This is a genomic window from Nonomuraea sp. NPDC049625, assembly GCF_040675285.1.
GTDB classification, from domain to species: Bacteria; Actinomycetota; Actinomycetes; order Streptosporangiales; family Streptosporangiaceae; genus Nonomuraea; species Nonomuraea angiospora_A.
Map to the genome: position 1 here is coordinate 236,954 of NZ_JBFAOQ010000014.1, position 22,602 is coordinate 259,555.

At 68.7% G+C, this 22,602-nt stretch carries 28 protein-coding genes, 2 pseudogenes and 1 riboswitch; of the genes and pseudogenes, 16 read left to right on the plus strand and 14 right to left on the minus strand.

Annotated features, from left to right (window positions below):
* The first annotated feature begins 1 nt into the window (after window position 1).
* Genes AB0J87_RS45280 through AB0J87_RS45290 form a run of 3 tightly spaced genes read left to right on the plus strand, consistent with a single transcriptional unit; the run spans window position 2 to window position 1,321 of the window.
* On the plus strand, window positions 2–409 hold the full coding sequence (locus tag AB0J87_RS45280; RefSeq protein WP_350732559.1) for a roadblock/LC7 domain-containing protein: 408 nt from the start codon (window positions 2–4) through the stop codon (window positions 407–409).
* On the plus strand, window positions 406–768 hold the full coding sequence (locus tag AB0J87_RS45285) for a DUF742 domain-containing protein (RefSeq protein ID WP_350732557.1): 363 nt from the start codon (window positions 406–408) through the stop codon (window positions 766–768). Before AB0J87_RS45280 ends, AB0J87_RS45285 begins: the two co-directional genes overlap by 4 nt.
* On the plus strand, window positions 749–1,321 hold the full coding sequence (locus AB0J87_RS45290) for an ATP/GTP-binding protein (protein WP_350732556.1): 573 nt from the start codon (window positions 749–751) through the stop codon (window positions 1,319–1,321). Before AB0J87_RS45285 ends, AB0J87_RS45290 begins: the two co-directional genes overlap by 20 nt.
* Here the strand turns inward: AB0J87_RS45290 and AB0J87_RS45295 are convergent.
* From AB0J87_RS45295 to AB0J87_RS45315, 5 genes are all read right to left on the minus strand, one after another.
* Window positions 1,318–1,695: a DUF742 domain-containing protein gene (locus AB0J87_RS45295; RefSeq protein ID WP_363977211.1), complete on the minus strand. Its 378-nt coding sequence runs from the start codon at window positions 1,693–1,695 to the stop codon at window positions 1,318–1,320. The genes AB0J87_RS45290 and AB0J87_RS45295 overlap by 4 nt on opposite strands.
* A complete protein-coding gene (locus AB0J87_RS45300) occupies window positions 1,692–4,082 on the minus strand; it encodes a nitrate- and nitrite sensing domain-containing protein (RefSeq protein ID WP_363977214.1) in 2,391 nt (796 codons plus the stop codon). The genes AB0J87_RS45295 and AB0J87_RS45300 overlap by 4 nt, the downstream gene beginning before the upstream one ends.
* 56 nt (window positions 4,083–4,138) lie before the next feature.
* Window positions 4,139–4,825: a DUF998 domain-containing protein gene (locus AB0J87_RS45305; protein WP_363977217.1), complete on the minus strand. Its 687-nt coding sequence runs from the start codon at window positions 4,823–4,825 to the stop codon at window positions 4,139–4,141.
* Between the two features lie 76 nt (window positions 4,826–4,901).
* Complete coding sequence (locus AB0J87_RS45310; protein WP_363977220.1) at window positions 4,902–5,279, minus strand: VOC family protein; 378 nt, start codon at window positions 5,277–5,279, stop codon at window positions 4,902–4,904.
* 138 nt (window positions 5,280–5,417) lie between these two features.
* Window positions 5,418–6,542: a S1 family peptidase gene (locus AB0J87_RS45315; protein WP_363977223.1), complete on the minus strand. Its 1,125-nt coding sequence runs from the start codon at window positions 6,540–6,542 to the stop codon at window positions 5,418–5,420.
* A gap of 181 nt (window positions 6,543–6,723) precedes the next feature.
* On the opposite strand from AB0J87_RS45315, the gene AB0J87_RS45320 reads away from it, so the two are divergent.
* Window positions 6,724–7,086 carry a hypothetical protein gene (locus AB0J87_RS45320; protein ID WP_363977226.1) on the plus strand — a complete coding sequence of 121 codons (363 nt, stop codon included), beginning with the start codon at window positions 6,724–6,726 and terminating at the stop codon, window positions 7,084–7,086.
* A gap of 12 nt (window positions 7,087–7,098) precedes the next feature.
* Here AB0J87_RS45320 and AB0J87_RS45325 read toward each other — a convergent pair whose 3' ends face one another.
* Window positions 7,099–7,431 (minus strand): helix-turn-helix domain-containing protein, encoded by a 333-nt coding sequence (locus AB0J87_RS45325; protein WP_363977228.1) that lies wholly within the window; start codon window positions 7,429–7,431, stop codon window positions 7,099–7,101.
* 87 nt (window positions 7,432–7,518) lie between these two features.
* Between AB0J87_RS45325 and AB0J87_RS45330 the strand changes: the two genes are divergently transcribed.
* Window positions 7,519–8,091 (plus strand): NAD(P)H-dependent oxidoreductase, encoded by a 573-nt coding sequence (locus AB0J87_RS45330; RefSeq protein WP_363977231.1) that lies wholly within the window; start codon window positions 7,519–7,521, stop codon window positions 8,089–8,091.
* 15 nt (window positions 8,092–8,106) lie between these two features.
* Entirely contained in the window at window positions 8,107–9,387 is a 1,281-nt protein-coding gene (locus tag AB0J87_RS45335; protein ID WP_363977234.1) for a TIGR04013 family B12-binding domain/radical SAM domain-containing protein, read from the plus strand.
* Here AB0J87_RS45335 and AB0J87_RS45340 read toward each other — a convergent pair.
* A complete protein-coding gene (locus tag AB0J87_RS45340) occupies window positions 9,384–9,617 on the minus strand; it encodes a hypothetical protein (RefSeq protein WP_185069775.1) in 234 nt (77 codons plus the stop codon). The two genes, AB0J87_RS45335 and AB0J87_RS45340, sit on opposite strands and share 4 nt — an antisense overlap.
* A gap of 44 nt (window positions 9,618–9,661) precedes the next feature.
* Window positions 9,662–10,171 (minus strand): VOC family protein, encoded by a 510-nt coding sequence (locus tag AB0J87_RS45345; protein ID WP_363977238.1) that lies wholly within the window; start codon window positions 10,169–10,171, stop codon window positions 9,662–9,664.
* A 63-nt stretch (window positions 10,172–10,234) separates the two neighbouring features.
* Between AB0J87_RS45345 and AB0J87_RS45350 the strand changes: the two genes are divergently transcribed.
* The 5 genes and pseudogenes from AB0J87_RS45350 (at window position 10,235) to AB0J87_RS45370 (ending at window position 13,607) form a co-directional block, all read left to right on the plus strand.
* Window positions 10,235–10,684 carry a MarR family transcriptional regulator gene (locus AB0J87_RS45350; RefSeq protein ID WP_350732538.1) on the plus strand — a complete coding sequence of 150 codons (450 nt, stop codon included), beginning with the start codon at window positions 10,235–10,237 and terminating at the stop codon, window positions 10,682–10,684.
* 60 nt (window positions 10,685–10,744) lie between these two features.
* Complete coding sequence (locus AB0J87_RS45355) at window positions 10,745–10,933, plus strand: hypothetical protein (RefSeq protein WP_350732537.1); 189 nt, start codon at window positions 10,745–10,747, stop codon at window positions 10,931–10,933.
* Window positions 10,934–10,962: 29 nt separating this feature from the next.
* Window positions 10,963–11,160: pseudogene (locus tag AB0J87_RS45360) on the plus strand (xylose isomerase); the annotation flags it as partial.
* 170 nt (window positions 11,161–11,330) lie between these two features.
* A complete protein-coding gene (gene xylB, locus AB0J87_RS45365) occupies window positions 11,331–12,734 on the plus strand; it encodes a xylulokinase (protein ID WP_363977243.1) in 1,404 nt (467 codons plus the stop codon).
* A 129-nt stretch (window positions 12,735–12,863) separates the two neighbouring features.
* A complete protein-coding gene (locus AB0J87_RS45370) occupies window positions 12,864–13,607 on the plus strand; it encodes a hypothetical protein (RefSeq protein WP_363977246.1) in 744 nt (247 codons plus the stop codon).
* A gap of 5 nt (window positions 13,608–13,612) precedes the next feature.
* On the opposite strand, the gene AB0J87_RS45375 is transcribed toward AB0J87_RS45370, so the two are convergent.
* The gene (locus tag AB0J87_RS45375) at window positions 13,613–14,530 is read right to left on the minus strand and encodes a methyltransferase domain-containing protein (protein ID WP_363977249.1); all 918 of its coding nucleotides are present in this window, start codon (window positions 14,528–14,530) and stop codon (window positions 13,613–13,615) included.
* Window positions 14,531–14,540: 10 nt separating this feature from the next.
* Between AB0J87_RS45375 and AB0J87_RS45380 the strand changes: the two genes are divergently transcribed.
* Window positions 14,541–15,053 carry a hypothetical protein gene (locus tag AB0J87_RS45380; RefSeq protein ID WP_363977252.1) on the plus strand — a complete coding sequence of 171 codons (513 nt, stop codon included), beginning with the start codon at window positions 14,541–14,543 and terminating at the stop codon, window positions 15,051–15,053.
* A 23-nt stretch (window positions 15,054–15,076) separates the two neighbouring features.
* Here the strand turns inward: AB0J87_RS45380 and AB0J87_RS45385 are convergent, their stop codons facing one another.
* Window positions 15,077–15,763 carry a hypothetical protein gene (locus AB0J87_RS45385; RefSeq protein WP_363977255.1) on the minus strand — a complete coding sequence of 229 codons (687 nt, stop codon included), beginning with the start codon at window positions 15,761–15,763 and terminating at the stop codon, window positions 15,077–15,079.
* A gap of 103 nt (window positions 15,764–15,866) precedes the next feature.
* Window positions 15,867–16,391, minus strand: coding sequence for an orotate phosphoribosyltransferase (gene pyrE / locus AB0J87_RS45390; RefSeq protein ID WP_355202957.1), 525 nt, complete (start codon window positions 16,389–16,391; stop codon window positions 15,867–15,869).
* 282 nt (window positions 16,392–16,673) lie between these two features.
* Here pyrE and AB0J87_RS45395 point away from each other — a divergent pair, with 282 nt between their 5' ends.
* Window positions 16,674–17,855, plus strand: a complete 1,182-nt coding sequence (locus AB0J87_RS45395; RefSeq protein WP_363977259.1) for an Ig-like domain-containing protein — start codon at window positions 16,674–16,676, stop codon at window positions 17,853–17,855.
* A 210-nt stretch (window positions 17,856–18,065) separates the two neighbouring features.
* A riboswitch (SAM riboswitch) is annotated at window positions 18,066–18,166 on the plus strand.
* 7 nt (window positions 18,167–18,173) lie between these two features.
* Window positions 18,174–18,803 (plus strand): GNAT family protein, encoded by a 630-nt coding sequence (locus tag AB0J87_RS45400; protein WP_363977262.1) that lies wholly within the window; start codon window positions 18,174–18,176, stop codon window positions 18,801–18,803.
* Window positions 18,804–18,977: 174 nt separating this feature from the next.
* On the opposite strand, the gene AB0J87_RS45405 is transcribed toward AB0J87_RS45400, so the two are convergent.
* From AB0J87_RS45405 to AB0J87_RS45415, 3 genes are all read right to left on the minus strand, one after another.
* On the minus strand, window positions 18,978–19,382 hold the full coding sequence (locus tag AB0J87_RS45405; RefSeq protein WP_363977265.1) for a hypothetical protein: 405 nt from the start codon (window positions 19,380–19,382) through the stop codon (window positions 18,978–18,980).
* A 504-nt stretch (window positions 19,383–19,886) separates the two neighbouring features.
* The gene (locus AB0J87_RS45410; protein WP_363977268.1) at window positions 19,887–20,090 is read right to left on the minus strand and encodes a hypothetical protein; all 204 of its coding nucleotides are present in this window, start codon (window positions 20,088–20,090) and stop codon (window positions 19,887–19,889) included.
* 288 nt (window positions 20,091–20,378) lie between these two features.
* A complete protein-coding gene (locus AB0J87_RS45415) occupies window positions 20,379–20,837 on the minus strand; it encodes a hypothetical protein (RefSeq protein WP_363977271.1) in 459 nt (152 codons plus the stop codon).
* Window positions 20,838–21,172: 335 nt separating this feature from the next.
* Here AB0J87_RS45415 and AB0J87_RS45420 point away from each other — a divergent pair.
* Window positions 21,173–22,196: pseudogene (locus tag AB0J87_RS45420) on the plus strand (IS701 family transposase).
* Between the two features lie 10 nt (window positions 22,197–22,206).
* Entirely contained in the window at window positions 22,207–22,590 is a 384-nt protein-coding gene (locus tag AB0J87_RS45425; protein ID WP_363977274.1) for a hypothetical protein, read from the plus strand.
* The last annotated feature ends 12 nt before the right edge of the window (window positions 22,591–22,602 follow it).

Below are 22,602 nucleotides of genomic sequence, written 5' to 3' on the forward strand. Positions count from 1 at the left end.
CATGACTTTGCCGACCACCAACACCGGTGAGCTCAACTGGCTGCTGGACGATCTTGCCACCAGGGTCGCCGCAGTGCGCCAGGCGGTCATCTTGTCGACCGACGGCCTCGCGATTGGGTACTCGAAGGGCTTGATCCGGGAGGACGCCGAGCATCTGTCGGCGGTTGCGGCCGGGTTCCAGAGCCTGGCCCGTGGCACCGGACGCCATTTCGGCGGTGGCGACGTGCGTCAGACCATTGTGGAGATGGAGTCGGCCTTCCTGTTCGTGACAGCGGCGGGACAGGGCACCTGCCTGGCCGTGATCGCCGATGCGAACGTGGACGTCGGCCACATCGCCTACGAGATGGCGATGCTGGTCAAGCGGGTTGGCCAGCACATCACCACCAATCCGCGCGCTGGAGCGTCATGAGCGATAGCCCGCAGTGGTTCGATGAGGACGCGGGGCCCGTCGTTCGGCCCTATGCTCTCATCCGCGGCCGTACGCGTTCCTCAGGGGACACGTTCGACCTCGTGGCAACCGTGCGCGCCGTCGGCGACCCGCCTGGCGAGCTCGGTCCCGAACAGCAGCTCATCCTGCGGGCAGCACGCAATCCGATCTCGGTGGCCGACCTGGCCGTCGAGCTCGACCTGCCCGTCGGCGTCGTCCGGGTCCTGCTGGGCGACATGCGTGACCACGGGCTCATCTCGGTGTCGTCGCCCTCATCCGGAGGGTCGCGGTCGAATGAGCGCATTCTCAAGGAAGTGATCAATGGACTCCGTGCTCTCTGAGGACCCCGTCGCGCTGAAGATTCTCATCGCAGGGGGGTTCGGCGTCGGCAAGACCACACTGGTCGGGGCGGTCAGCGAGATCAAGCCGCTGCGCACGGAAGAGGTGCTCTCCGACCGTGGGATCGGGATCGACGACCTCGACGGCGTGGAGGCCAAGAACACCACGACCGTGGCGATGGACTTCGGCCGCATCACGATCCGCGACGGGCTGGTCGTGTACCTGTTCGGGACGCCCGGGCAGGAGCGGTTCTGGTTCATGTGGGACGAGCTGTCCTACGGCGCGCTGGGCGCCGTCGTCATCGCGGACACGCGCCGGCTGACCGACTGCTTCCCGTCCGTCGACTACTTCGAGCAGCGCGGCACGCCGTTCGTGGTGGCCGTCAACTGCTTCGAGGGGGCGGCGCGGCACAGCGTCGAGGACGTGCGCATCGCGCTCGACCTGGACGACGACGTGCCGGTCATGCTGTGCGACGTGCGGCGGCGCACCTCCGCCAAGGAAGTCATGATCGCCCTCGTGGAGCACTCCCTGCGGACACTGACCTCAGCGAACTAGAGCGCCCTGAGGCCGTTGATCACCTCTCGGAGCAGGCTCTCCGTGGGCGTCGCGGCCTTGTCGCGCGGCGGGCGGACCGTGACCAGTCCGTGGTCGAGCAGGTCGCCCAGCAGCACTCTCACGACGCCGACGGGCAGGCCCAGATCCGAGGCGACCTCGGCGACGGGCCTGGTCTGACCTGCCACGACGCCCAGCAACCGCCGGTGCTGAGCGCTGAGCTCCGCCTTGGCCGGGACGGGCAGCCCCGTCCCGGCGACGGTCGCCAGCAGGTCGAGCGCGTTGGAGGAAGTGGGCCTGGTGCGCCCACGCGCGACCGCGTACGGCCGCACGACGGGCCCCGCCTCCTCATCGACCCACTCGTGCTCGCCGCTCACGATTGAGATCCCCCATCCTGTTCACTGGCGTCCTGCCGCCCGCGCTGCCAGCCCGACTGGAGCGAGGAGAGCAGCGCCCTGGTCTCCTCTGGTGAGCGCTCCTCGGCCGGCGGCGCTGGTGGCGGTGTCTGCTTGAGCCGCTGCGGCAGGTCCGCCTGCCGCTCGCGCTGCGGCAAGCCGGTCTCCCGCTGCCGCTCGCGCTGCGGGAGCCCCGTCTCCCTCTGGCGGTCACGCTGTGGCAACCCGGTCTCCCGCTGCCGCTGGCGGCGCGGCAGGTCGGGCTCCTGCTGCTGCGGCAGGGCCACCGGGCCGCTGCCCGTCTGCTGCTGTGACGCCTGCTGTGACACTTGCTGGGGCACGGCCACGGGGCCGGTCCCGCCCGCCTGCTGGCCCCGCTTGCTGGTACGGACCCGGCGCGGCAGCTCGCCGGGCCCCGTGGGCTCCTGCCGGACCTCACCGCGGCCGAGCACCGAGACCGAGACGGACTCGAACTCCAGCGGCTGCACCGGGGTCGCCATGGGCTCCACCAGGGAGCCGGGCACGAGCACGATGGCGGTGGTGCCGCCGTACGGCGAGGGCTTGAGCGTCACCTTGACGCCGTGCCTGGCCGCGAGCATGCCGACCACCGCGAAGCCCAGCCGTTCGGTCTGGGAGGGGTCGAACTCCTGCGGGCTGGCCAGGCGCGCGTTGATGCCCCTGCGGACGGCATCGTCCATGCCCAGGCCGCGGTCCTCGATCTCGACCGCGAAGCCCCGGCCGACCATCTCACCGCGTACGGAGACTTCGTTGCTGGGCGAGGAGAAGGAGGCGGCGTTCTCGATCAGCTCGGCGAACAGGTGCATGAGGTCGGCCACCGCCGCGCCCGAGACGCCGCACTCGTTCATCGGGTAGACGCGTACCCGGGTGTACTCCTCGACCTGGGCCGCCGCGCCGCTCAGCACGTCCTCGATCGGGATGACGCCGCGCCACCTGCGGCCCGCCGCGCCGCCCGAGAGCAGCACCAGGCCCTCGGCGTGGCGGCGCATGCGGGTGGTCAGGTGGTCGAGCCTGAACAGGCGCTCCAGCGCCTCCGGGTCCTCCGTCTGGCGCTGCATCTCGTCGAGCATCTTGAGCTGGCGCTGCAGCAGCGACTGGCTGCGCCTGGCGAGGTTGCGCAGCGCCTGCGACACGCCCTCGCGCAGCCTGGCCTGCTCGACGGCCGCGTCCACGGCCGTGCTCTGCACGCTGTCGAACGCCGTGGCCAGGTCGGTGACCTCGCTGGTCGAGCCTCGGCCCACCGTGATGGGCGGCGCCTCGGTGGCGATGTCCACGCTCTCGCCCTTGCGCAGCTTCGTCACGACGTCCGGGAGCCTGATCTCGGCCAGGTCCAGCGCGGTACGGCGCAGCGTCCTCATCTCGCGGGTGAGCCTGCGGCCGACCTTGATCGAGATGACGATGGAGAAGATGACGGCGATGAGGCCGAGCGCGCCCGCGATGGCGGCCCGCACCACGATGCCGATGCCCGCGGGCTCCATCCTGGCCAGCAGCTTGTCGCCGGTGCGCCAGACGGCCTCGCGGTATTCCTTCTGCACCTGCTCGGAGACGCCCCGCCACAGCTCGACGTCCACCGGCTGGCCGGAGATGTAGCTCTCCAGCAGGTTCTCCATGGTGCCGTAGCGCGGGGAGTAGTACAGCTTCTCGAACGGGGCCCGCAGCTCGGTGTCGAGGTTGGCCAGGGCCTTGGGGAACAGGTACGTCCGGGTGTTGTCCAAACCGGCCAGCAGGTGGAGGTCGGCGTGCATGGTCATCCGGCCGTTGGCGGCGACGATCAGCGCGTGCTCCCGGCTCAGCAGCTCGCGTACCTCGTCGGCGGCGATCAGGCCCTGCGCCTGGAGCGCCATCTGGAGGTCGGTGCTGACCATCATCCTGGAGTACAGCAGGTGGATCTCGTCGGAGACCTTCGCGTACTCGGTGACGAGGGTGCCGGGGGTGAGCTTGCGGTCGTCCACCTTGCGACGGATGTCCGGGATCCGGTTGATCGCCTCGAAGACGTTCTGGAGCTGGGTCTTCATGTCCTGCGTGAGCGCCGACTGCACGTCCTCGGACATGGCGCGCTCACGCAGCGTCTTGCGGTTGTTGTCGACCTTGGCCCGCGCCTTGTTCAGCGCGTCGGGGTCCGTGACCGTGCCCGCGATCCGCTCGGCGGAGGCCAGGCGCTCGGTCTGGAGGTTGGAGATCAGGCCGTCGGCGTTGTTGATGACGCCCGTCCAGATCGTCTCGACCTTGAGCAGGTTGAGCGCGTCCCCCGACGTGGTGCTCGCGGCGAAGCCCCAGAGTGCGACCAGGGAGACCAAGGGGATGACGAGCAGCGTCGAGATCTTGAATCTGATGGATCTGCCCGATGCCATGACACCCGCTCCCGGATAGAAGATCGCGGGAGAGAATAGCATCGAAACAGGTGGTTTTAAGATCGACTTGCGATAAATCTGTGATATGTCAGGAAATCCGCATGTTGCGCAGCAGCCCGCCGGCTGACCGGACGCCAGGTCAGCCACGCCAGCCACGCGGCCAGCACGCCCAGCAACGTCACCTCGGCACCCAGCAGCAACCGCTCGACGAGACCGATCATCACCCGCTCGCCGGGCAGGGCCACGTACGTGATCGCCAGCAGCCCGAACCCCCCGGCCAGGGTCACCCACTCCACCACCCGCGCCACGGGCTTCCAGCGGGCGTCTGAGCCCAGTCTGGGCACCATCAACAGCCCGGCGGCGGGCAGGCTCACGAACGCCGCGACGGACACGTACCGGTGGATCTGGGCCGCGAGGTCGAGATCCACCCCGAGGGGTGTGGTCGGGACCAGGGCCGCAACGACCAGAGCCCCGGACCACACCCCCAGCAACCACTGAGGCATCCCCCGCACCGGCGCCCCGGCCGCCCGCAACCCCACGAGCAGCGCCAGGGATCCCAACCCGAGCACCGCCATGGCGACCTCCGTGACGCCCCCGCGGTCGGACACGGCGTATTCGCTGACGGTTGTGCTCATGGGGTCGAACTGGGGATCGGGCCCGAACTGCCCGACCAGCACGGCGACCACCGAGAACAGGATCGCGGCACAGGCGATCAGGGGGGAGAGCCTCTTCACTGCGGTCATGAAGCAACTCTCCCGCCGGGGGCAGCCCTCTCACATCGGGCTCCGTCCCCGAGCCGACCCTGACCCGACCCTGAGGTCACATGCCTGCGCGATGGGCCTCGCTGAGCTGGATGATCTGGACGTAGTTGCCGTCCGGGTCGATCGCGGTGGCGAACAGGCTGCCGTCGCGGTCCTCGACCTCCGCCAGCCACGTCACGCCCGCGCTGTCCATGCGCGCGGCGACCGCGCGGGCGTCGGCCACGTCGAAGTTCAGGACCACCCTGCCGGGCTCGGGATTCTTGTCCGACACATCCGTCCGCGTGTCGATGAACAGGTAGAACTCGCCGAACTTGAGCACCCCGTACCCGCCGACGTCGGAGTTGTCCTCCGGGTCGAGGGCGTCGACGTACCAGGTGCGCAGACGCTCGGGGTTCGTGCTGGCGAGCAGCAGGCTGCCGAGAACGGGTCGCCTCATCGCGAGCTCCTCCGATGGTGTTGACGTGCTTTCCATCAGACAGACCGGACAGGGCGGGAGAACTCATCGCTGTGAACGCAAAAAACCTCCGCGCGGCGCGCCCAGCCGGGCGTGCCGCGCGGAGTTCGGCGCCGTGGGTCAGCCTGTGCGGAGGGTGAGCCCGTAGACGCTCAGGATCTCGTTGACGGGCTGGTGGTACGTGGTCCCGCCGACGGAGCAGTTGCCGGAGCCGCCCGAGGTGACGCCCTGGGCCTGGCTGCCCGAGATGAACGAGCCGCCGGAGTCGCCGGGCTCGGCGCAGGCGCTGGTGCGGGTCAGGCCGGTGACGGTGCCCTGCGGGTACGTGACCGTGGCGTTGTGCTGCTGGATGGTGCCGCAGCGCCAGCCGGTGGTCGAACCGGAGCGGCAGATGGACGAGCCCACCGCGGCCTGGGTGGAGCCGCGGACGATCACGTTCGCGCCGCCGGAGCCGCGTACCCACGGCTGCGCGGTGTTGCCGGGAGCGGCGACCCACGCGTAGTCGTTACCCGGGAAGGAGGCGCCCTGGAAGGTGCCCGTCGGGTTGGTGGTGTTGGTGGCCACGCGGCAGTGCCCGGCGGTGACGAAGCCGGGGGTGCTGCCCCTGGTGACCGAGAAGCCGACGCTGCAGCGACTGGAGCCGATGTAGAACGGCGCGCCGCCGATGATGTTGATGAGCGGAACGGGCCGCTCGGCGGTCGCCGACACGCTGACCGCGCTCCTGTCCACGCCCGCGGCCGTGGCCAGGGCCTCGGCGGCCTCCACCGTGGGCGCCTGGATGGCGACGCTGTTGGTCTTCACGTCCACGAACCAGAGCGCCGCCCCGGCCTGGGCCTTCTTCGGCGCCTGGTCGAGCTGCTGCACGACCGCGTCGAGCTGGGCGAGCGAGCGCGCGACCACGACCGGCTCGGCGCCCTGCGCCTTGATGGTGCCGGTGGCGTTGGGGTCGGTGGTGGCGACCAGGAACTTGGAGGCGTCGTCGTTCAGCCAGGCGCCGCCGTACGACGCGCCGAGCTGGGAGGTGAGCGTGGCCTGCGTGGACGCGGCGCGTTCCTCGTTGGCCAGGCGGGCGTTGACCTGCTGCTCGGAGAGTCCGAGGTCCCGTTCGAGCGCGTCCACGACGGGCGGGGGAAGGGATGGGGAGGCGGATTGAGGCGCCGGGTCGGCTGCTGCGGGGCTGAGGGGGGTGGCCAGGCAGGCGGCGAGGATGACGCCGCCAACCAACGCACAGCGTTTACTCGACATGTGCACTCCTCGGGTGGGGGTGCTGTCAAGCTAACGGTTGCTAAGGCGCCTGCCAGCATGCCAAAGAGCCTCTATTTCGGTGTTATGGGGTCTTTTCGGACACAGGCTATGGACCGATTTATCGCCTAAAAGGTGAGCGGTCTGGTAGGTCGGTATGGTCCCGTTGCTGGAGGTGTTCTCTTTGCGAAACGGTGTTCGCCATCTGCTCGGCGCCGGCGCGGGACTGCTGGCCACCCCGCTGATTGCAACCGGTTTCATCGTGGGGATCGAACGCTATCGCCACACGGCGGCCATGACCGTCGACTGGGTCGTGCCGGCCGCGTACGTCGGCACGGTGGTGCTCATCGGGATCCTGGCCGGGTCGAGGATCTCACCGCTCGCCTCGCTGCTGCCCGGCCTGGCCTTCCTCGGTTTCATCGGAGCGGCGCCCTCGCTCTTCCCCTCACGCTGGCGGGCGGCCAGGACCGACCCGCCCCCGCCGCCTCCGCGGGAGGCCCCGGAGCCGCCGCCACTGCCCAAGCGGATCCCGTCCTCCCATCGCTGAGGGCCGGGATCGCTAGGCGGACCTGGCCTCCGGCAGCGGGATCCACTTGTGCGCCCAGGTCACCAGCTCGTCCAGCACCGGCCGCAGCTCCTGTCCCATCTCGGTCAGGTGGTATTCGACGCGCACCGGCGACGTGGGCAGCACGCGGCGCTCGATGAGCCCAGCGCTCTCCAGCTCGCGCAGCCGCCGGGCCAGCATCGTGTCGTTGATGCCGGGGATGGCCGCCTTGAGGTCGGCGTACCGGTGGGCGCCCTTGAAGATCATGTGGATCACCGCGCCCGACCACCGGGCGCCGATCAGCTCTAAGGCGATGTGGAAGCGCGCGCACACCAAATCGAGACTCATGCCACAAATCCTATCAGCGCTTGCTCAGAAATATGTAGTAGCTCAATAATGTTGAGCATCTACACCGCCTGAGTGAAGGAGCATGCCATGGGCAAGCCGGTCCTGCAGATCGTCGTCGCCAGCACCCGTCCCGGCCGTGCCGGACGTCCCATCGCCGAGTGGTTCCACGGCAAGGCCGTGGAGTCGGGACTGTTCGAGGTCGAGCTGGTCGACCTGGCGGAGGTCGCGCTGCCGTTCCTGGACGAGCCCAACCACCCCCGGCTCAAGCAGTATGTGAACGCGCACACCAAGGAGTGGAGCGCCACCGTCGAGCGGGGCGACGCGTACGTGTTCGTGACCCCCGAGTACAACCACAGCTTCAACGCCGTGCTGAAGAACGCCCTCGACTACCTGCACCACGAGTGGCAGCACAAGGCGGCCGGGTTCGTCAGCTACGGCGGCGTCTCCGGCGGCACCCGCGCCGCGAACAGCCTGCGCCAGGTCACCAGCACCCTGAGGATGATCCCGGTGCTGGAGGCGGTGAACATCCCGTTCCACTCCCAGTTCATCGGCGAGGACGGCAAGGTGCACGCCAACGACGTCATGGACTCCGCCGCCGACGCCATGCTCGCCGAGCTGGCCAAGCTGACCGGCGCGTTGCGTTCGATGCGCGCCGCCTGAGCTACGCTGCCGGACGTGGCACTGGCTGTAGGTGTGGTGGTCCGTTACCGCAAGGCGGTGACGTACGGCGTGCACGCGCTGCTCGCCGCGCTGGAGAGCGCCGGGGTGGAGCACGAGCTGAGACTCGGCACCACCCCTGAGGAGACCGCGGAGCACATCATGGCCAGCCAGGCCGACCGCGTGCTCGTGCTCTGGTCGTTCTACTCGCCCGACGCCGAGGCCATGGCCGCCGAGCTGGCCACGGTCAGGTCGCTGAGCGGCGGCCGGGGGCTGCACATCGCGGGCGGCGTGCACGCCACGGCCGAGCCGCAGCAGGTCATCGACGCGGGCTGGGACCTGGCGGGGATCGGCGAGGGCGAGACCACGATCATCTCCCTCGTCCGGGCGCTCCAGCAGGACGAGCCACTCACCTCGGTGCCGGGGCTGGCGATCAAGGACGCCGACGGCGTCGCCCTGCGCACGAGGCCGGCGCCGCAGCTGCCGCTCGACGCGTTCCCCTCCTTCGTGGGCAGGAACGGGCCGATCGAGATCACCCGCGGTTGCCGCTACACCTGCCGCTTCTGCCAGACGCCGTTCATGTTCGGCGGGCAGTTCCGCCACCGCTCGGTCGCCAGCGTGCGCGAGCACGTGCGCGGGATGGTCGACAGGGGCCTGCGCGACATCCGCTTCATCACGCCGACCTCGCTCTCGTACGGCTCCCCCGGGCCCGATCCCGACCTGGGCAAGGTGGAGGAGCTGCTGGCCGGGGTCAAGGAGGAGCTGCCGGCGCGCGGCCGGGTGTTCTTCGGGAGTTTCCCCTCTGAGGTACGGCCCGAGCACGTCAGCCCAGAGGCCATGCGGATGCTCAAGCGCTACGTGGCCAACGACAACCTGATCATCGGCGCCCAGTCCGGCTCCGACAAGGTGCTGGCCGCCTCGGGCCGCGGCCACGACACCTCACCCGTGCGCGACGCCGTCAGGATCGCGGTCGAGCACGGCTTCCGGCCGAACGTCGACTTCATCTTCGGCATGCCGGGCGAGACCGAGAAGGACCAGGAGCAGTCGCTGAAGCTCGCCTCCGACCTGGCCGAGCTGGGAGCCCGCATCCACACCCACACGTTCATGCCGCTGCCCGGCACGCCGTGGCGGGACGCCGAGCCCGCGTTCATCCCGCTGGCGACCATGAGCGAGCTGGACCGGCTGGCGCAGCGCGGCGACGCCTACGGGCACTGGCGCAAGCAGGCCGAACACGCCGTACGGCTGGCCGAGACGGCCAAGGCCTACCCGCGCCGGGCACGGCGCCGGCGCACCGGCTAGTGATCGTCGTCGTCGAAGGTGTGCATGACCCGCTCGAACGCGTCGCTGACGGGACGCAGCGCCTGCGCGAACGCGTTGACCAGCGGACCGAAGATCTCCGTCACCTCGGTCAGGAAGTCGGGACTCTTGGTTTCGGGAGGCGACCAGCGCATGGCGTCCGCGCTCAGCGTCTCCCACTCGTCGACGACACCGTCGATGGCGTCGAGCACGTGGTCAGGATCGCTTGGCATGACCGTTCCCCGTGAAAGAAGGGTCGTATCACACCTACGGTACTTCAGACGGGGATGGACACGCCTACTCCGCCTCGGGTCTGAGCGCCGTACCTCTCCTTGTCGGCGGCCAGGTCGAGCGGACGGATGCTGGAACGCGCGGCGAGGACCTCGTCGGTGATCAGCGTGGCCGGCACCAGCCACGACACCTCGAACTCCAGCCCGTCGGGGTCCTTCGCGTACAGCGCCTTGGTCGTGCCGTGGTCGGACGAGCCGACCAGCGCGCCGAGCTCGCTCAGCTTGACCGCGACCCGCTCCAGCTCGTCGAGGGTGTCGACCTCCCACGCCAGGTGGTAGAGGCCCACGGACGTGCTGCCGGCCGGGGACGGGTCCGCCTTGGGGCCGATCTGGAACAGGCCCAGGTCGTGGTCGTTCGTCGAGCCGGGGGCCTGCAGGAAGGCGGCGCCCGGCATGCCCATCACGACGTCGAAGCCGAGGGCCTCGCGGTAAAAGCCGACGCTGCGTTCCACGTCGCGGACGTAAAGGACCGCGTGGTTGAGTCGCTGAACAGGCATGATGTGCCCCTTTCCGGGCGGAGTCCCGTCTCAAGTATATGAGAGTTCAACTAAATTGGGACCGTGACGAGATGGCTGGATGCGGACGAACAGCACACCTGGCGGAACTTCCTGGCGGCGACCCAGCTCATCAACGAGGCGCTCGACCGCCAGCTCCAGCGGGACGCGAGCATGCCGCACACGTACTACATGATCCTCGTGGCGCTCTCCGAGGCGCCCGGGCGGTCGATGCGGATGAGCGAGCTGGCCGCCAGGGCGCAGAGCTCGCAGAGCCGGCTGTCGCACGCCGTGGCGCGCCTGGAGGAGCGCGGGTGGGTCCGGCGCGAGCGCTGCCCCGACGACGGGCGCGGCAGCTTCGCGGTGCTCACGGACGCCGGGTTCGCCGCGCTGGCCGCCGCCGCGCCGGGACACGTCGAGGAGGTACGGCGGAGCCTGTTCGACGTGCTGACGCCCGAGCAGGTACGCCGGCTCGACGAGATTTGCGTCGCAGTGCGGAACACGCTGGAGGGGTAGCGAGCGAACTGTCGTGCCGAGGCCGTAGGTTTCTCCGGGTACCCGAACAAGGAGAGGCCGATGCACGACACCGATGAGGCGCTGTTCAGGGCTGTCCACGGCATCGCGGGACGGTTCGCCGGCCAGCCCGTGCCCGTGGTGATGGAGGCGTTGCTGCGCCACCTGCCCAAGGCTCCGGGCCTCGAGGTGGCGGAGATCCGCAAGATCGCCGAGGAGATCAGCGTGGGACGTGACCCCTCGGGCTTGTGAACAGCTGATCGCCAGGGGAGCATCGAGACATGTACGAGCCAACCCCTGAAGACCGATTCACCTTCGGTCTGTGGACGGTGGGCCGGCAGCCGCTCGATCCGGTGGAGAGCGTGCACCGACTGACCGAGCTCGGGGCCTACGGCGTCACCTTCCACGACGACGACCTGGCGGCCGTCCAGCCCGATCGCGACCGGGCGATCGCGGCCTTCAGGAAAGCGCTTGCCGAAATCGGGCCGGCCTACCGTGTCGAAGGGCTCGGCCTGCCCACGCTCAACCGCGGTGAGACGCTGGCCGATCTCGCCTCCGACGGCTTCGATCCGGACGTCGCCGCCGCGCGCGGATACCATTTCACGCATCTCAACCAGCTTGCGCTGGAGCACTTGTTAGGAGTTCGTGGGTGACGCTGGTCGCTGGGGTCGATTCCTCGACGCAGAGTTGCAAGGTCGTCATTCGTGACGCTGAGACGGGCGCGCTGGTCCGGCAGGGCCGCGCGCCGCATCCCGACGGCACGGAGGTGCATCCGTCGCACTGGTGGGACGCGTTGTTGCGGGCCATCGAGGAGGCCGGCGGGCTGGACGACGTGCTCGCCGTCAGTGTGGGCGGGCAGCAGCATGGCATGGTCTGCCTAGACGAGTCCGGAAATGTCGTACGTGATGCCCTGTTGTGGAACGACACCCGCTCCGCGCAGGCCGCCGCCGACCTCGTGTCGGAGCTGGGCGGGCCGGAGGCCTGGGCCACCGCCGTCGGGTCGGTGCCGGTCGCCTCGTTCACGGTGACCAAGCTGCGCTGGCTGGCCGAGCACGAGCCGGACAACGCGGCCCGTACGGCGGCCGTCTGCCTGCCGCACGACTGGCTCTCCTGGCGCCTGGCCGGCGCGTTCGCCTCGGGGACCTTCTCGGCCGACTCCCCGGTGCCGCCGCTCGACCGGCTCGCCACGGACCGGGGCGACGCCTCGGGCACGGGCTACTGGTCGCCGTCGACGGGCGCGTACCGGACGGATCTGCTGAAGCTGGCGTTCGGCTCGATCCCCCTGCTGCCCCGGGTGCTGGGGCCGGACGAGGCGGCGTACGAAGGGGGCGCGGCGCTGATCGCCCCCGGCACGGGCGACAACATGGCGGCGGCGCTCGGCGTGGGCGCCCGTTCCGGCGACGTCGTGGTGTCGCTGGGCACCTCCGGCACCGTGTTCGCGGTCGCGGAGTCGCCCAGCGCCGACCCGACGGGCGCGGTGGCCGGCTTCGCCGACGCGACGGGACGGTTCCTGCCGCTGGTGTGCACGCTCAACGCCGCCCGCGTCATGGACGCCGCCGCCCGCATCGCCGGGGTGAGCCTGGACGCGCTGAGCGATCTGGCTCTCCAGGCCCCGCCGGGGTCGGGCGGGCTGACGCTGGTGCCGTACCTGGAGGGCGAGCGCACCCCCAACCGCCCGACCGCGACGGGCTCCGTCCACGGGCTGACCCTGGCCACCTCCACCCCCGCCCACCTGGCGCGGGCGGCCATCGAGGGCATGCTGTGCGGCCTCGCCGACGCTCTCGACGCGCTGGGCACCAAGCCGGAGCGGGTGCTGCTGATCGGCGGCGCGGCCCGTTCCGAGGCGGTCCGCCGCATCGCCCCGACGATCTTCGGCGTCCCGATCACGGTGCCGCCGCCGGCCGAGTACGTCGCCAACGGCGCCGCGTACCAGGCCGCCACGCTGGTCACCACGCCGGACTGGCGGTCGGAGGAGACGGAGACGTACGAAGGGGACGCCGTCCCCTCGATCCGCGACCGCTACGCCCGCGCCACCACCCACATCCTCGACTGACCCCTTCGTTTCCGACCGCCTGCCCGGCTTGTTTCCGGTCGCCTGCCCGGCGCCCCTGACTTTCGACAGGGGCGCCGGTTGACCATCGGCCGATGACGGGCCCACCTCAGCGGCGCCAGGCTCGCTCCCATGAACGCCCCCTCCTCTCTCACCGGCGCCCCGATGGACACTCCCTTCCCCGGACGATGGATCGGCGGCGTGACGCTCATCGTGGGACCGGTGATCATGTGCGCCGGATACCTGCTGCGTTACCTGAGCACGGTCACCGCCCTCACCCCTCAGCAGCAGGCCTGGGCCGAGGCACAGCCCTTCGCCGCCTACGGCCAGCTCCTCGCCTACACGTCGGCGCCCGCCCTGCTCACCCTCTCCTACGCGGTGTTCGCGCTGGGGGCGCTGCTGCTCTTCCCCGCCTTCGTCGCTCTGGCCCAGCAGGTGGGCGGCCACCTCGCTTACTGGGGCGCCACGCTGCTGGTCATCGGCCTGTTCGCCCGCCTGTACTTCGCCGGCGCCGACCAGACCGCCTTCCAGCTCACCGAGGTCATCGGCCTGGACCAGGCGACGAGCGCGATCATGAAGGAGTATGTGGACATCTCCTACGGACCGTGGCGAGTACCGGTCTGGGCCTCCGTCGGCCAGTACGCGGGCTCGCTGCTGCTGGCCATCGCCGCCTGGCGCTCAGGCCTGCTCGGCACCGCCCGCGCCGTGATGTTGCTGCTGGCAGGAGGTACGTGGATGGGCGTGCTGAAGGGCGCCTCCATCCCCGACGTGCTGGTCACCGGCCTGCTCTGCGTGGCCCTAATCCCGCTGGGCGCCCGGATGCTCCGTGACCGGCCGCCCACCACGACCGGCCGGCCGAAGGCGCTGAGTTGGTGAGCGGGTCAGGGCTTTCGGAGATGCCAGACGATCAAGGCAGGAGTGTCCCGATAGGCCACCGCCGCCGCTTCCGAACACCACCGCTGAGCGAGAGGGCCACCGTGCCCGCCGGGCGACTCGCCCCACCGAGGTTCGTGGCAGGCCACGATCCGCAGCCCTGCCTCGTGGATGGCGTTGATGTAGTCACTGGCCAGGAAGCGGCTGGCCGGCATGGCCCGTACGCCCCCGTCCGGTCCCGCCACCCGCGGCACACCTCCCAGATACAGCGACAGCGGATGGATGTCCGACAGCACCACGTGCCCACCGGGGCGAGCGACACGGGCCAGTTCGGCCAGCGGCGGCCCCAGGGCCGGCAGATGGGTCAACGCCAGCGCGCAGACCACCGCATCGAAACTCGCCGACGGGACCGGCATGCGACACAGGTCCCCCTGACGGAACTCCCCGTCCGGAACCTTGGCCTCCGCTCTGGCAAGCATCTCCGCCGAGGAGTCCACGCCGACGACCTCATGCCCCAGCCCAGTCAGGAACGCGGCATGCCGGCCGGTGCCGCACGCGGCGTCCAGCGCCCGCCCCACCGCCAGCGTTTCCAGGATGCGCCGCACCAGCGGCTCCTCCACGGCGATCAGCGGGTTTCCTTCGCCGTCGTATTGCTCAGCCCACTGCGCATACCCCTCCGTGGTGGAGGCCTGGCCGACGACCACGCCCGCGTTCAGCTCCGGATCCGGGTCGGTCACCATCTTGCGGATCTCGGCGATCCGCTCTTCCACAAAGGCCGCATCCTCCAGATCACCCGCCTGCGCGCGTAACAGCGCGATTCCTTCCAGCCCCAGCAGCCAGGCCAGCGAGTGAGCGTAGAAAGGCATGCCGACACGATAAGAACCACGCCATCGCCACCGCGACCCAATAAAGGCGGAGCCGTTCATCCTCCGGAGTGTGGTCAACGGCAGAGTCGCCGCAGGCGGGCGACTGCGCCGCGTACCCTTCGGCGACCAGCAAGTACACGCAGTTCCACGCGAGGGCCGGTCAGAACGGCAACGAAATGACGCTTTGCCTGCTCATAGATGTCCGGTCGACAGGGCAGAACGACGCCCGCCGTGGATCTCGGGAATCTCGCGCACGATCACTGCCACTGTCTCCTCAGGGGCCCTGATCAACGCTACTCACGATCTTCAACCTTCCCACAAGAGGCTGGCCGGTGCGACAACCGAACTGCTGACCTTCCACAAGAGAATCCACGTCGCTCTTCCAAGTACCCAGATCAAACGCTGGCCGTACTACCTTCCGGGCAAATGGATACCCCACTGCACCCTCGCCCTTGGCCTGGACCGCGCGGAGTTGTCGAAAGCGATGAATGCCATACACGGCTACGAGCCGATGGTCGCCACTGTCTCCGGCATCAGCATCACCGAGACCTCCACGGGCACGGTCACGCCATTGATTCCATGAATGCGTGCAACCCAGTGGCGTCATCAAGACCTGTAGACGTTCACAAGCGGCAGATAGGCACTGAAGTGGTCGGCCACGATATCCGCCACAGCCCCCGCATCATCGGCCCCATCCACCTCCAGAACCCGGATGCCCAAACGGCGAGCGGACCGAACGGCCTCGTCGGCGACGAGCCGGTCTCGGGCGAGTCGGTTGCGCTGTGCTCGATCAGGATCGCTGACTCGGTGATCGACGGCGGCGGCCCGGGGCAGCTCGCGAACCTGACGCCGGCGGAACTCTTCGCTCGGCACCATGACGATCATTCGCCAGGTTGAGTCGATGATGGGAGCGACCAGTTCGGGACGCAGCCCCCAGCCTTCGGCGAGGACCGGCCGCCCCGAAACCAGGCCACGCAGGTCGTCCAGAACCCATTCGAACCGCGCGGGAAACCCGGCCAGGATCTCGTCGGCCATTTTCTGAGGGCTGGTGTTCACCCAGACGGCGTCCGGCTCAGGGTCCGCGATGGGCTCGCCAAGCCGCACGCGACGGGCGATCCGACGGTCATTGTGCGCACGTGCGTCGTGATAGTCGTAGTGATAGGCGGTCAGCCCGTACCGGGTGGCCAGCAGCCTGGCGACGGTGGATTTGCCGGCCCATTGTCCCCCTCCGATCCACAGGGCGTTGTGCAAGGTGCCGAACGGATCCCAGACCTCGCTATTTGTGGCGTTCACGGTTACAGCATGGCGACGGCACCGACCAAAGAAACAGTCTTGTTCTGCCTGCCCGGACGGGTGACGATCGTAGAGAGAAGCCCTTGTCGATGGGCCCGGCGGATCAGTCCGTCATGCGCAGATCGGTCGCGGTCAACAACGACGAAAGCCTGATGCCTTCCGCGGCCAACGCCGCCGCACCTCCCTGCTCGCGGTCGATGACGCACAATGCCTCACTGACCTGGGCCCCGAGGCTCCGCAGCTCAGCAGTGGACAGGACGATCTGGCCACCGCTGGTGACAACATCCTCAACCACCAGAACCCGCCGCCCCACCACATCCGCACCCTCGGCCAGACGACAGGTCCCGTACGCCTTGGCCTGCTTACGGACGAACGCACACGGCAGACCGGTGTGCCGGCCAAGCGCGGTGACCACCGGAATCCCGCCCATCTCAAGCCCGGCCAACACCTCGATGTCCCCCGGGACCACGGGCGCCATCGCCCGAGCGATGTCATCCAGCAGAACGGGGTCACCCTCGAACTTGTACTTGTCGAAGTACTCGGTGGCGGTACGTCCTGAGCGGAGCACGAAGTGGCCGGTGAGGTGGGCTGCGGCATGAATCCTGCGAGCCAGGTCAGAGCGCGTCACAGGCACCCAGTCTCCCAGAGGCATGGCGGACGCGCTCAGGGGCCGCCCCACACAGCCGAGAAGCACGAACAGCCTCACCTCATGGTGGGCGGGTGCCACGTCCCGAGGTCCCACTCCTCGATCTCGCAGAGGCCCTCTGGATACGCCTGCCTCGCAGCCTGCCGCATCGATCAAGGCACTTTTGCATTGCTACCTACAGTTATGGGCATATAGCTCTCCGTATCGCTAATAGGCCGTCTTGTCCGAAAGATGCCTATTTGTCGGGGAGTGGAGGCATCGACGATGCGGAACGGCCGAACCATACTCGTCAGCACGTTCACGGCTGCGCTGCTGCTGACCGCAGGCTGCACCTCGGGTGGCTCGAACCCACCACCGCCCGCCGGCCCACAGGAGCGGGCCCTCGCAGCCAAGCTGTCGATCATCCCGGCGAACGGCACGAAGAAGGTGCCCCCGGACGCCGGAGTCAGGGTCAAGGCCACCGACGGCAAGGTCACCAAGCTGACCGTCGCCGACGCCAAGGGGCATGAGGTCCGCGGAACCCTCGGCGCGGACGGGACGTGGCACCCCACGTGGCCGCTGCGACCCTCGACCGCGTACACGGTGAGCGCGCAGGCGACCGGCACGGACGGCAAGCCCGTCACCGCGCGGGCCACGTTCACCACGCTCAAGCCGAAGCGGGTGCTGGAGAGCGGCATGTCCCCGCTGGACGGCGAGAAGGTCGGCGTCGGCATGCCCGTCCAGCTCCTGCTGTCGCGCCCCGTGACCGCCAGGAGCGACCGGGCCGCGGTCGAGAGGTCGCTGGAGGTGCGGATGTCGAAGCCGGTCGAAGGCGCGTGGAGCTGGGTGAGTGACCGCGAGGTCCAGTTCAGGCCGCGCGAGTACTGGCCGGTCGGCGAGAAGGTCACGGTGGTCGCGCACCTGGCCGGGCTGCGGGCGGGCCGGGACCTGTGGGGCACCAGGGACCGCACCCTGACGTTCACGGTCGGCGACGAGCACATCACCAAGATCCGCAATGCCACCCACCGGGCGGTCGTGCGGGAGAACGGCAAGGTTGTCAAGGCCATCCCGGTCAGCCTGGGCAAGAAGGGCGACGAGAGCTGGTCCGGCGTCATGATCGCCCAGGAGAAAGCCGCGTCGACCCTCATGGACTCGGCCACCATCGGCAGGCCCGGCGAGTACTACGCCCATACCAAGTGGAATGTCAGGATGACCTACAGCGGCATGTTCTTCCATGCCGCGCCCTGGTCGACCGGCGCGCAGGGCAACAGCAACGTCAGCCATGGCTGCGTGAACGCCAGCATGGCCAACGCCCGCTGGTTCTACAACTTCACGCAGCGGGGAGACATCATCGAGGTCACAGGGACGTCGCGGAAGCTCGAGTTCGGCAACGGGCCGACGCCGTGGGCGAAGTCATGGGACGACTGGCTCGCGAGCAGCGCCCTCGGCAAGTCGATCAACGCCTAGGGTTTGATCGGGCAGACCCGGTTCTCGGTAGCCGCCGGTGGTGAGCACTCCCGACGCCTGGGCCGCCATGAGTCTTAAGGCCAGAGCGCGCCGGGTGTGTCCAGCTGCCACGCTTCCCACATTGGGTAGAGCTCCTCTGCCCCGTTCAAGTGCGGTCCATGGAAAGCGCATTGACGGTGTCCGCCTGTGCAGGCATGATCTCGACTCGGTAGTTCATCCAGAGGATCTGAGGGACCTGGCCCTGTGACGGTCCGGCAACCTCCCCGGCGGGAAACCCGCGGGAAAGGTGCCAATGCCAGGAACGATGAGGGAGAGCTGATGAGCGTGCGGCTTGATGTTCCTGTCCTTTCCGGGGATCTGGTGCGGTTGGAGCCGCTGGCGATGCGACATGCGCCGGATCTCGCGGAGGCGGCCGAGGAGGATCGGTCGTCCTACGACTTCACGCTGGTGCCTCGCGCTCGCGAGATACCGGACTACCTGGCGGCCCAGCTCGTCCGCGACGGGCTGACCCCATTCGCGCAGGTTCGGCTCAGCGACGGCAAGGCGGTGGGCTGCACCGGCCTGTGGGATCCCCGCAGGTGGCCGGACCGGCCGGACCTGCGCGCGATCGAGATCGGCTTCACCTGGCTGGCCGCCTCGGCGCAGGGCACCGGGATCAATGCCGAGGCGAAGCTGTTGCTGCTGTCGTACGCGTTCGACACGCTCGGCGTCGCCCGCGTCGACCTGAAGACCGACGCCCGCAACCACCGGTGCCGCCAGGCCTTGGAACGCCTCGGCATCCCCTTCGAGGGCGTGCTGCGCGCCTGGTCCATGTCGTGGGCGCGCGGCGAGGAGGGCAAGATCCGTGACTCGGCCATGTTCGCAGTGGTCGCCGAAGACTGGCCTACCGTCAAACCGGCACTGCAAGCCCGTCTCACCGCCGTGAGCTCCCGTTCGCCGGCCCTCTGAGAAACTTCGGCTGGGTGCGGTGAGACGCCCCTGAGCGTCTGAACACGGCCTGTCGGTAAGTTCGGCGCCCACCAACTTGGCCGCCCGGTGGCGGGACTCGCCCCGTGCCTGACCCGTCACGCCGCCTTGTCACGGGGTCCGGAGTGGACCCCGCGACACGAGGTTGACATCCCATCAAGCAGCGTCGAGCGCTGCGGTGATCTTGCGGGTCATCTCGGCCAGGGTAGGGCTGGGCCGACCCTGGTGAGTGTGGGCGGCTGCTTCGAGGGCGACGCTGACGGTGCTGCGGAAGTTGTCGGCCTCGGCCGCATCCTGCTGCTTGAGCAGGTTCATGGATGCGGTCAGAGCCGGCAGCACCAGGTCGGCGAGGTCGGCGACGGACTTGCCGTACTTCACGCCCTTGGGCGCCTTGGCGAGCACGTGCCCGACCAGACCGGTCGCGGAGGTCAGGGCGATGGAGCCTTCGGTGGCGACCTTGTGGGCCGAGCCGGCGGCGCCGGCGGCGGACATCAGGGAGACGGCGCCCCACGCGGCGGTCCGCAGGGTGAGCTTGTCCTGGTCGGAAAGGGTGATGGACATGGTGGCGTACTCCCTTGGCTCTGTTATGAAATGGGCTTCCACGAGAGGCGGGGGCGAGCTGGGCGTGCCCCGGTTCGCGCTCTGTGCATTCACTGTCGCCGACCGCTCTGATACCGGGCCGTTGGCGTGCTGACACAGCCGCTGACACCGACACAGCATCCGACCCGATCGCCCCCGGGACACTGCCTGCCGCGCTCCTGGCCCTCCTACGGGCGCAAGAAGGCCCAGACCGCGGAACGACGGCTCAAGGCTAGGAACAGGTGGACCGATCATGATCCGGCCTTCACCACGAAGCTTGGCGACCCGATCGCGCACACGGAGGACTGGAAGCGGTGGAAGTCCATCCTCAAGCAGGCCGACGTACGGGACCCCAAGTCAACAATGCCGTCCTCATCGAGCAAGGCGTTCAGGAAATCCTCGGCCACACCCGTGTGACCACCACCGGGCGCGCCACCCCCACGTAGCAACCCTCCAGATGAAAGACACCCTCTGGGGTCTCCCTGATCAGTGCCGGTTAAGGTCCTCGATCGCCAGCACGACGGCTGTGATGAGAAACCCCAGCCCCACGCCCACCAGCGCGATCACCGCCGTGGTCGCATCGCCCCCTGTTCCGGTGAGAACGACCCAGCCGGCCACAACGAGGAACAACCAGCCGAGAAGGACGAGACCACGAGCACCACTACGACGAGTTCCGCTGCTGCGCTTCAACGACCATCCTTCGGTTGGGTGAGGCTACAGAATGATGGTCCATGCATCACCGCTCAGGAAAGATCCAATGCATGGGCCCTTCCAGAAATACGGGGCGAGCAGCTCTCGGTGCCTCTCCCAACTACGCCTAGAGCCGGTCGTGATCGATGAGTACCGAAACCCCCCGGTCAACCCACTCGTCTCCCTACTGATGACGACCGGCAAAACCGATGATTGCCGGGCCTGACGGTCCGGCAAAGGTCCGGCATGATCCACCGCCAGGCGGGCGCGGCAGCCATATGGCGCCATCTAAAGGCCGAGGCGTTCCACCTCCGTCGCCTTCGCTTTGAGCGTCCTGGACGAGGACGTAGTCGAGGCGAACTCCTCCTCCTGGTAGCTGACCTCATCCCCCTGAATCGTGAACGTGTTGACGGCCGGGCCGTCCTCGAGGCCGGTCACCTCATAGGTGACCTGGTACTCCTGGTCCGGGTTCAGAGCCGGTCCGGAGTAGCTGACGCGGATGCTGTAGGTGACGTTGCAGCCGACGCTGCCGTAGCACTTCTTTTCTAGGGTCTTCACGCGGAGACTGAATTCCTCAGGGTCAGGCGTGTGCGTGAACGAGGCCGGGCTGGCGGAGGTGGTCGCGGCTGCCGATGGTGTGCCACTCGTGGAGGCGGGGGCGGACAGCAGTCCTTTGGCAGCAGGGGCACAGCCTGCCAGCAGCAGGCCGGCGATCAGGGTGCCAGGCAGGACGGTAAGGGTACGCATGGGTTCTCCTTCTCGGGTGATGGAAGCGTGAGCGAGCACGCATGCGTGCCGGTTGACGTGCGCTTTCTCAGCGGACATATCGGGTAGCCGTCTCGATCACGGCTGATGGCGCACCCTGAGCCACGAGCTCACGACGGCACAACGCACACGCCGAGGTGCCAACCTCGGGGCGCCGTACGGCGCCGCCGGCATCCGAAGGGCACGACTAGCGCGCCCCGCGCGGCGGTACTCGGTGTCGAAGTGATTCCCTTCGCCCGAGCCGTGCTTAGCCTCGACACCACGCTAGAGGCCATCGGACGCGTAGCTATGCGGGAGCCTGAGCGCCGTGCTAGCGGATCGCCGGGCGTTTCGGCCGCGTCGAGTCGCGTCGCACCGCCACCGCGTACGTCCCGGGGCTGCTGTCCGATCTCGAACGCAAGAACTGCTGGAATCTGGCCGAGCACGCCGGATTGACCGGCCATCAGTCCATGCAGCGCCTGCTGCGCACCGCGTGCTGGGACGCCGATGCCGTACGCGACTACGTCATCGAACAGTTCGGCCAGGACGGGTCCTGATCGTGGACGAGACCGGCTTTCTCAAAAAGGCATCGGCTCGGCCGGGGTGCAGCGGCAATACACCGGCACCGCGGGACGCATCGAAAACAGCCAGATCGGCGTTTTTCTGGCCTACACCACAGCGCGGGGACGCGCGTTGGCGGACCGGCGGCTCTACCTGCCCGAGCATTCCTGGCTGGCCGACCCCGAACGCTGCCGTAGCGCAGGTGTGCCCGAGGGAGCCACCTTCGCCACCAAACCTGCCCTGGCCGCAGCGATGATCGCCGCCGCGTTGGATGCCGGGCTGTCGGCGCGGTGGGTGAGCGGTGATGAGGTCTACAGCCAAGACCCGCGCCTGCGCGGCCTACTGGAGCAACGAGGGATCGGCTACGTGCTGGCGATCGCGGGCAACCGGCGGGTGAACCTGGACGGGACCGAGCTCAGCGTGGCCGACATCGCCGTCGGCGTGTCCGATCGGCACTGGCACCGCTACCGCGCCGGCCAGGGCGCCAAGGGCCAAGTCGGGCTGGACCATTATCAGGTCCGCGGCTGGAGGGCCTGGCACCGGCATATCACCCTGGCCATGCTCGCCCTGGCCTTCCTGGCCGCCCTCGCCGCGCTTCAGCCTGCCCGCGATGAGGAGCACATGCCGCTGACCGTGCCCGAGATCCGCCGGCTGCTGGCCGTTCTCGTCCTGACCCGCTACCCGACCACCTGGCAGATTCTGCACTGGTCACGATGGCGCCGCTGCCACCAAGCCATCGCCCGACGCTGCCACTACCAGCGCAGATCCCAACCATCATCGCGCATGTCGCTGGAACACTAGGTTATGTCGCATGATCTCCGTGATCCTCGCCTGCGACGACCCCTACCGCGCCGCCGAGTCCTTCAAGCGGGCGGGCTGGGAGCTGGTATTCGCCACGCCATCGGACTCCGATGACCGCCTTGCCTGCGTGAGCCTCGGCGATGCCCAAGTCATGCTGGGCGTCGACGACGAACGATTCCTCCCAGCGGCCGCACGCGACCACCGCGGCGCAGGTGTCGAGGTCTACATCCGGCTCGATGACGGTGTGGAGAAGGCCCACGAGCAGCACCAGGCAGCCGGAGCGGTGACTCAGGAACTACGCCACGCGCCATGGGGTGAATGGGCGTTCAACGCCATGATCGAGGGCTACCGATTTCTCATCGCCCAGGAGGGCGCATCCGAACAGCAGCCATGATCTCAAAGTGAC

Coding starts and splice junctions, on each gene's coding strand:
- AB0J87_RS45280 (WP_350732559.1), top strand. CDS start 2: ATGACTTTGCCGACCACCAACACCGGTGAGCTCAACTGGCTGCTGGAC.
- AB0J87_RS45285 (WP_350732557.1), top strand. CDS start 406: ATGAGCGATAGCCCGCAGTGGTTCGATGAGGACGCGGGGCCCGTCGTT.
- AB0J87_RS45290 (WP_350732556.1), top strand. CDS start 749: ATGGACTCCGTGCTCTCTGAGGACCCCGTCGCGCTGAAGATTCTCATC.
- AB0J87_RS45300 (WP_363977214.1), bottom strand. CDS start 4,082: ATGGCATCGGGCAGATCCATCAGATTCAAGATCTCGACGCTGCTCGTC.
- AB0J87_RS45305 (WP_363977217.1), bottom strand. CDS start 4,825: ATGACCGCAGTGAAGAGGCTCTCCCCCCTGATCGCCTGTGCCGCGATC.
- AB0J87_RS45310 (WP_363977220.1), bottom strand. CDS start 5,279: ATGAGGCGACCCGTTCTCGGCAGCCTGCTGCTCGCCAGCACGAACCCC.
- AB0J87_RS45315 (WP_363977223.1), bottom strand. CDS start 6,542: ATGTCGAGTAAACGCTGTGCGTTGGTTGGCGGCGTCATCCTCGCCGCC.
- AB0J87_RS45325 (WP_363977228.1), bottom strand. CDS start 7,431: ATGAGTCTCGATTTGGTGTGCGCGCGCTTCCACATCGCCTTAGAGCTG.
- AB0J87_RS45330 (WP_363977231.1), top strand. CDS start 7,519: ATGGGCAAGCCGGTCCTGCAGATCGTCGTCGCCAGCACCCGTCCCGGC.
- AB0J87_RS45340 (WP_185069775.1), bottom strand. CDS start 9,617: ATGCCAAGCGATCCTGACCACGTGCTCGACGCCATCGACGGTGTCGTC.
- AB0J87_RS45345 (WP_363977238.1), bottom strand. CDS start 10,171: ATGCCTGTTCAGCGACTCAACCACGCGGTCCTTTACGTCCGCGACGTG.
- AB0J87_RS45355 (WP_350732537.1), top strand. CDS start 10,745: ATGCACGACACCGATGAGGCGCTGTTCAGGGCTGTCCACGGCATCGCG.
- AB0J87_RS45370 (WP_363977246.1), top strand. CDS start 12,864: ATGAACGCCCCCTCCTCTCTCACCGGCGCCCCGATGGACACTCCCTTC.
- AB0J87_RS45375 (WP_363977249.1), bottom strand. CDS start 14,530: ATGAACGGCTCCGCCTTTATTGGGTCGCGGTGGCGATGGCGTGGTTCT.
- AB0J87_RS45395 (WP_363977259.1), top strand. CDS start 16,674: ATGCGGAACGGCCGAACCATACTCGTCAGCACGTTCACGGCTGCGCTG.
- AB0J87_RS45400 (WP_363977262.1), top strand. CDS start 18,174: ATGAGCGTGCGGCTTGATGTTCCTGTCCTTTCCGGGGATCTGGTGCGG.
- AB0J87_RS45405 (WP_363977265.1), bottom strand. CDS start 19,382: ATGTCCATCACCCTTTCCGACCAGGACAAGCTCACCCTGCGGACCGCC.
- AB0J87_RS45415 (WP_363977271.1), bottom strand. CDS start 20,837: ATGCGTACCCTTACCGTCCTGCCTGGCACCCTGATCGCCGGCCTGCTG.
- AB0J87_RS45425 (WP_363977274.1), top strand. CDS start 22,207: ATGATCTCCGTGATCCTCGCCTGCGACGACCCCTACCGCGCCGCCGAG.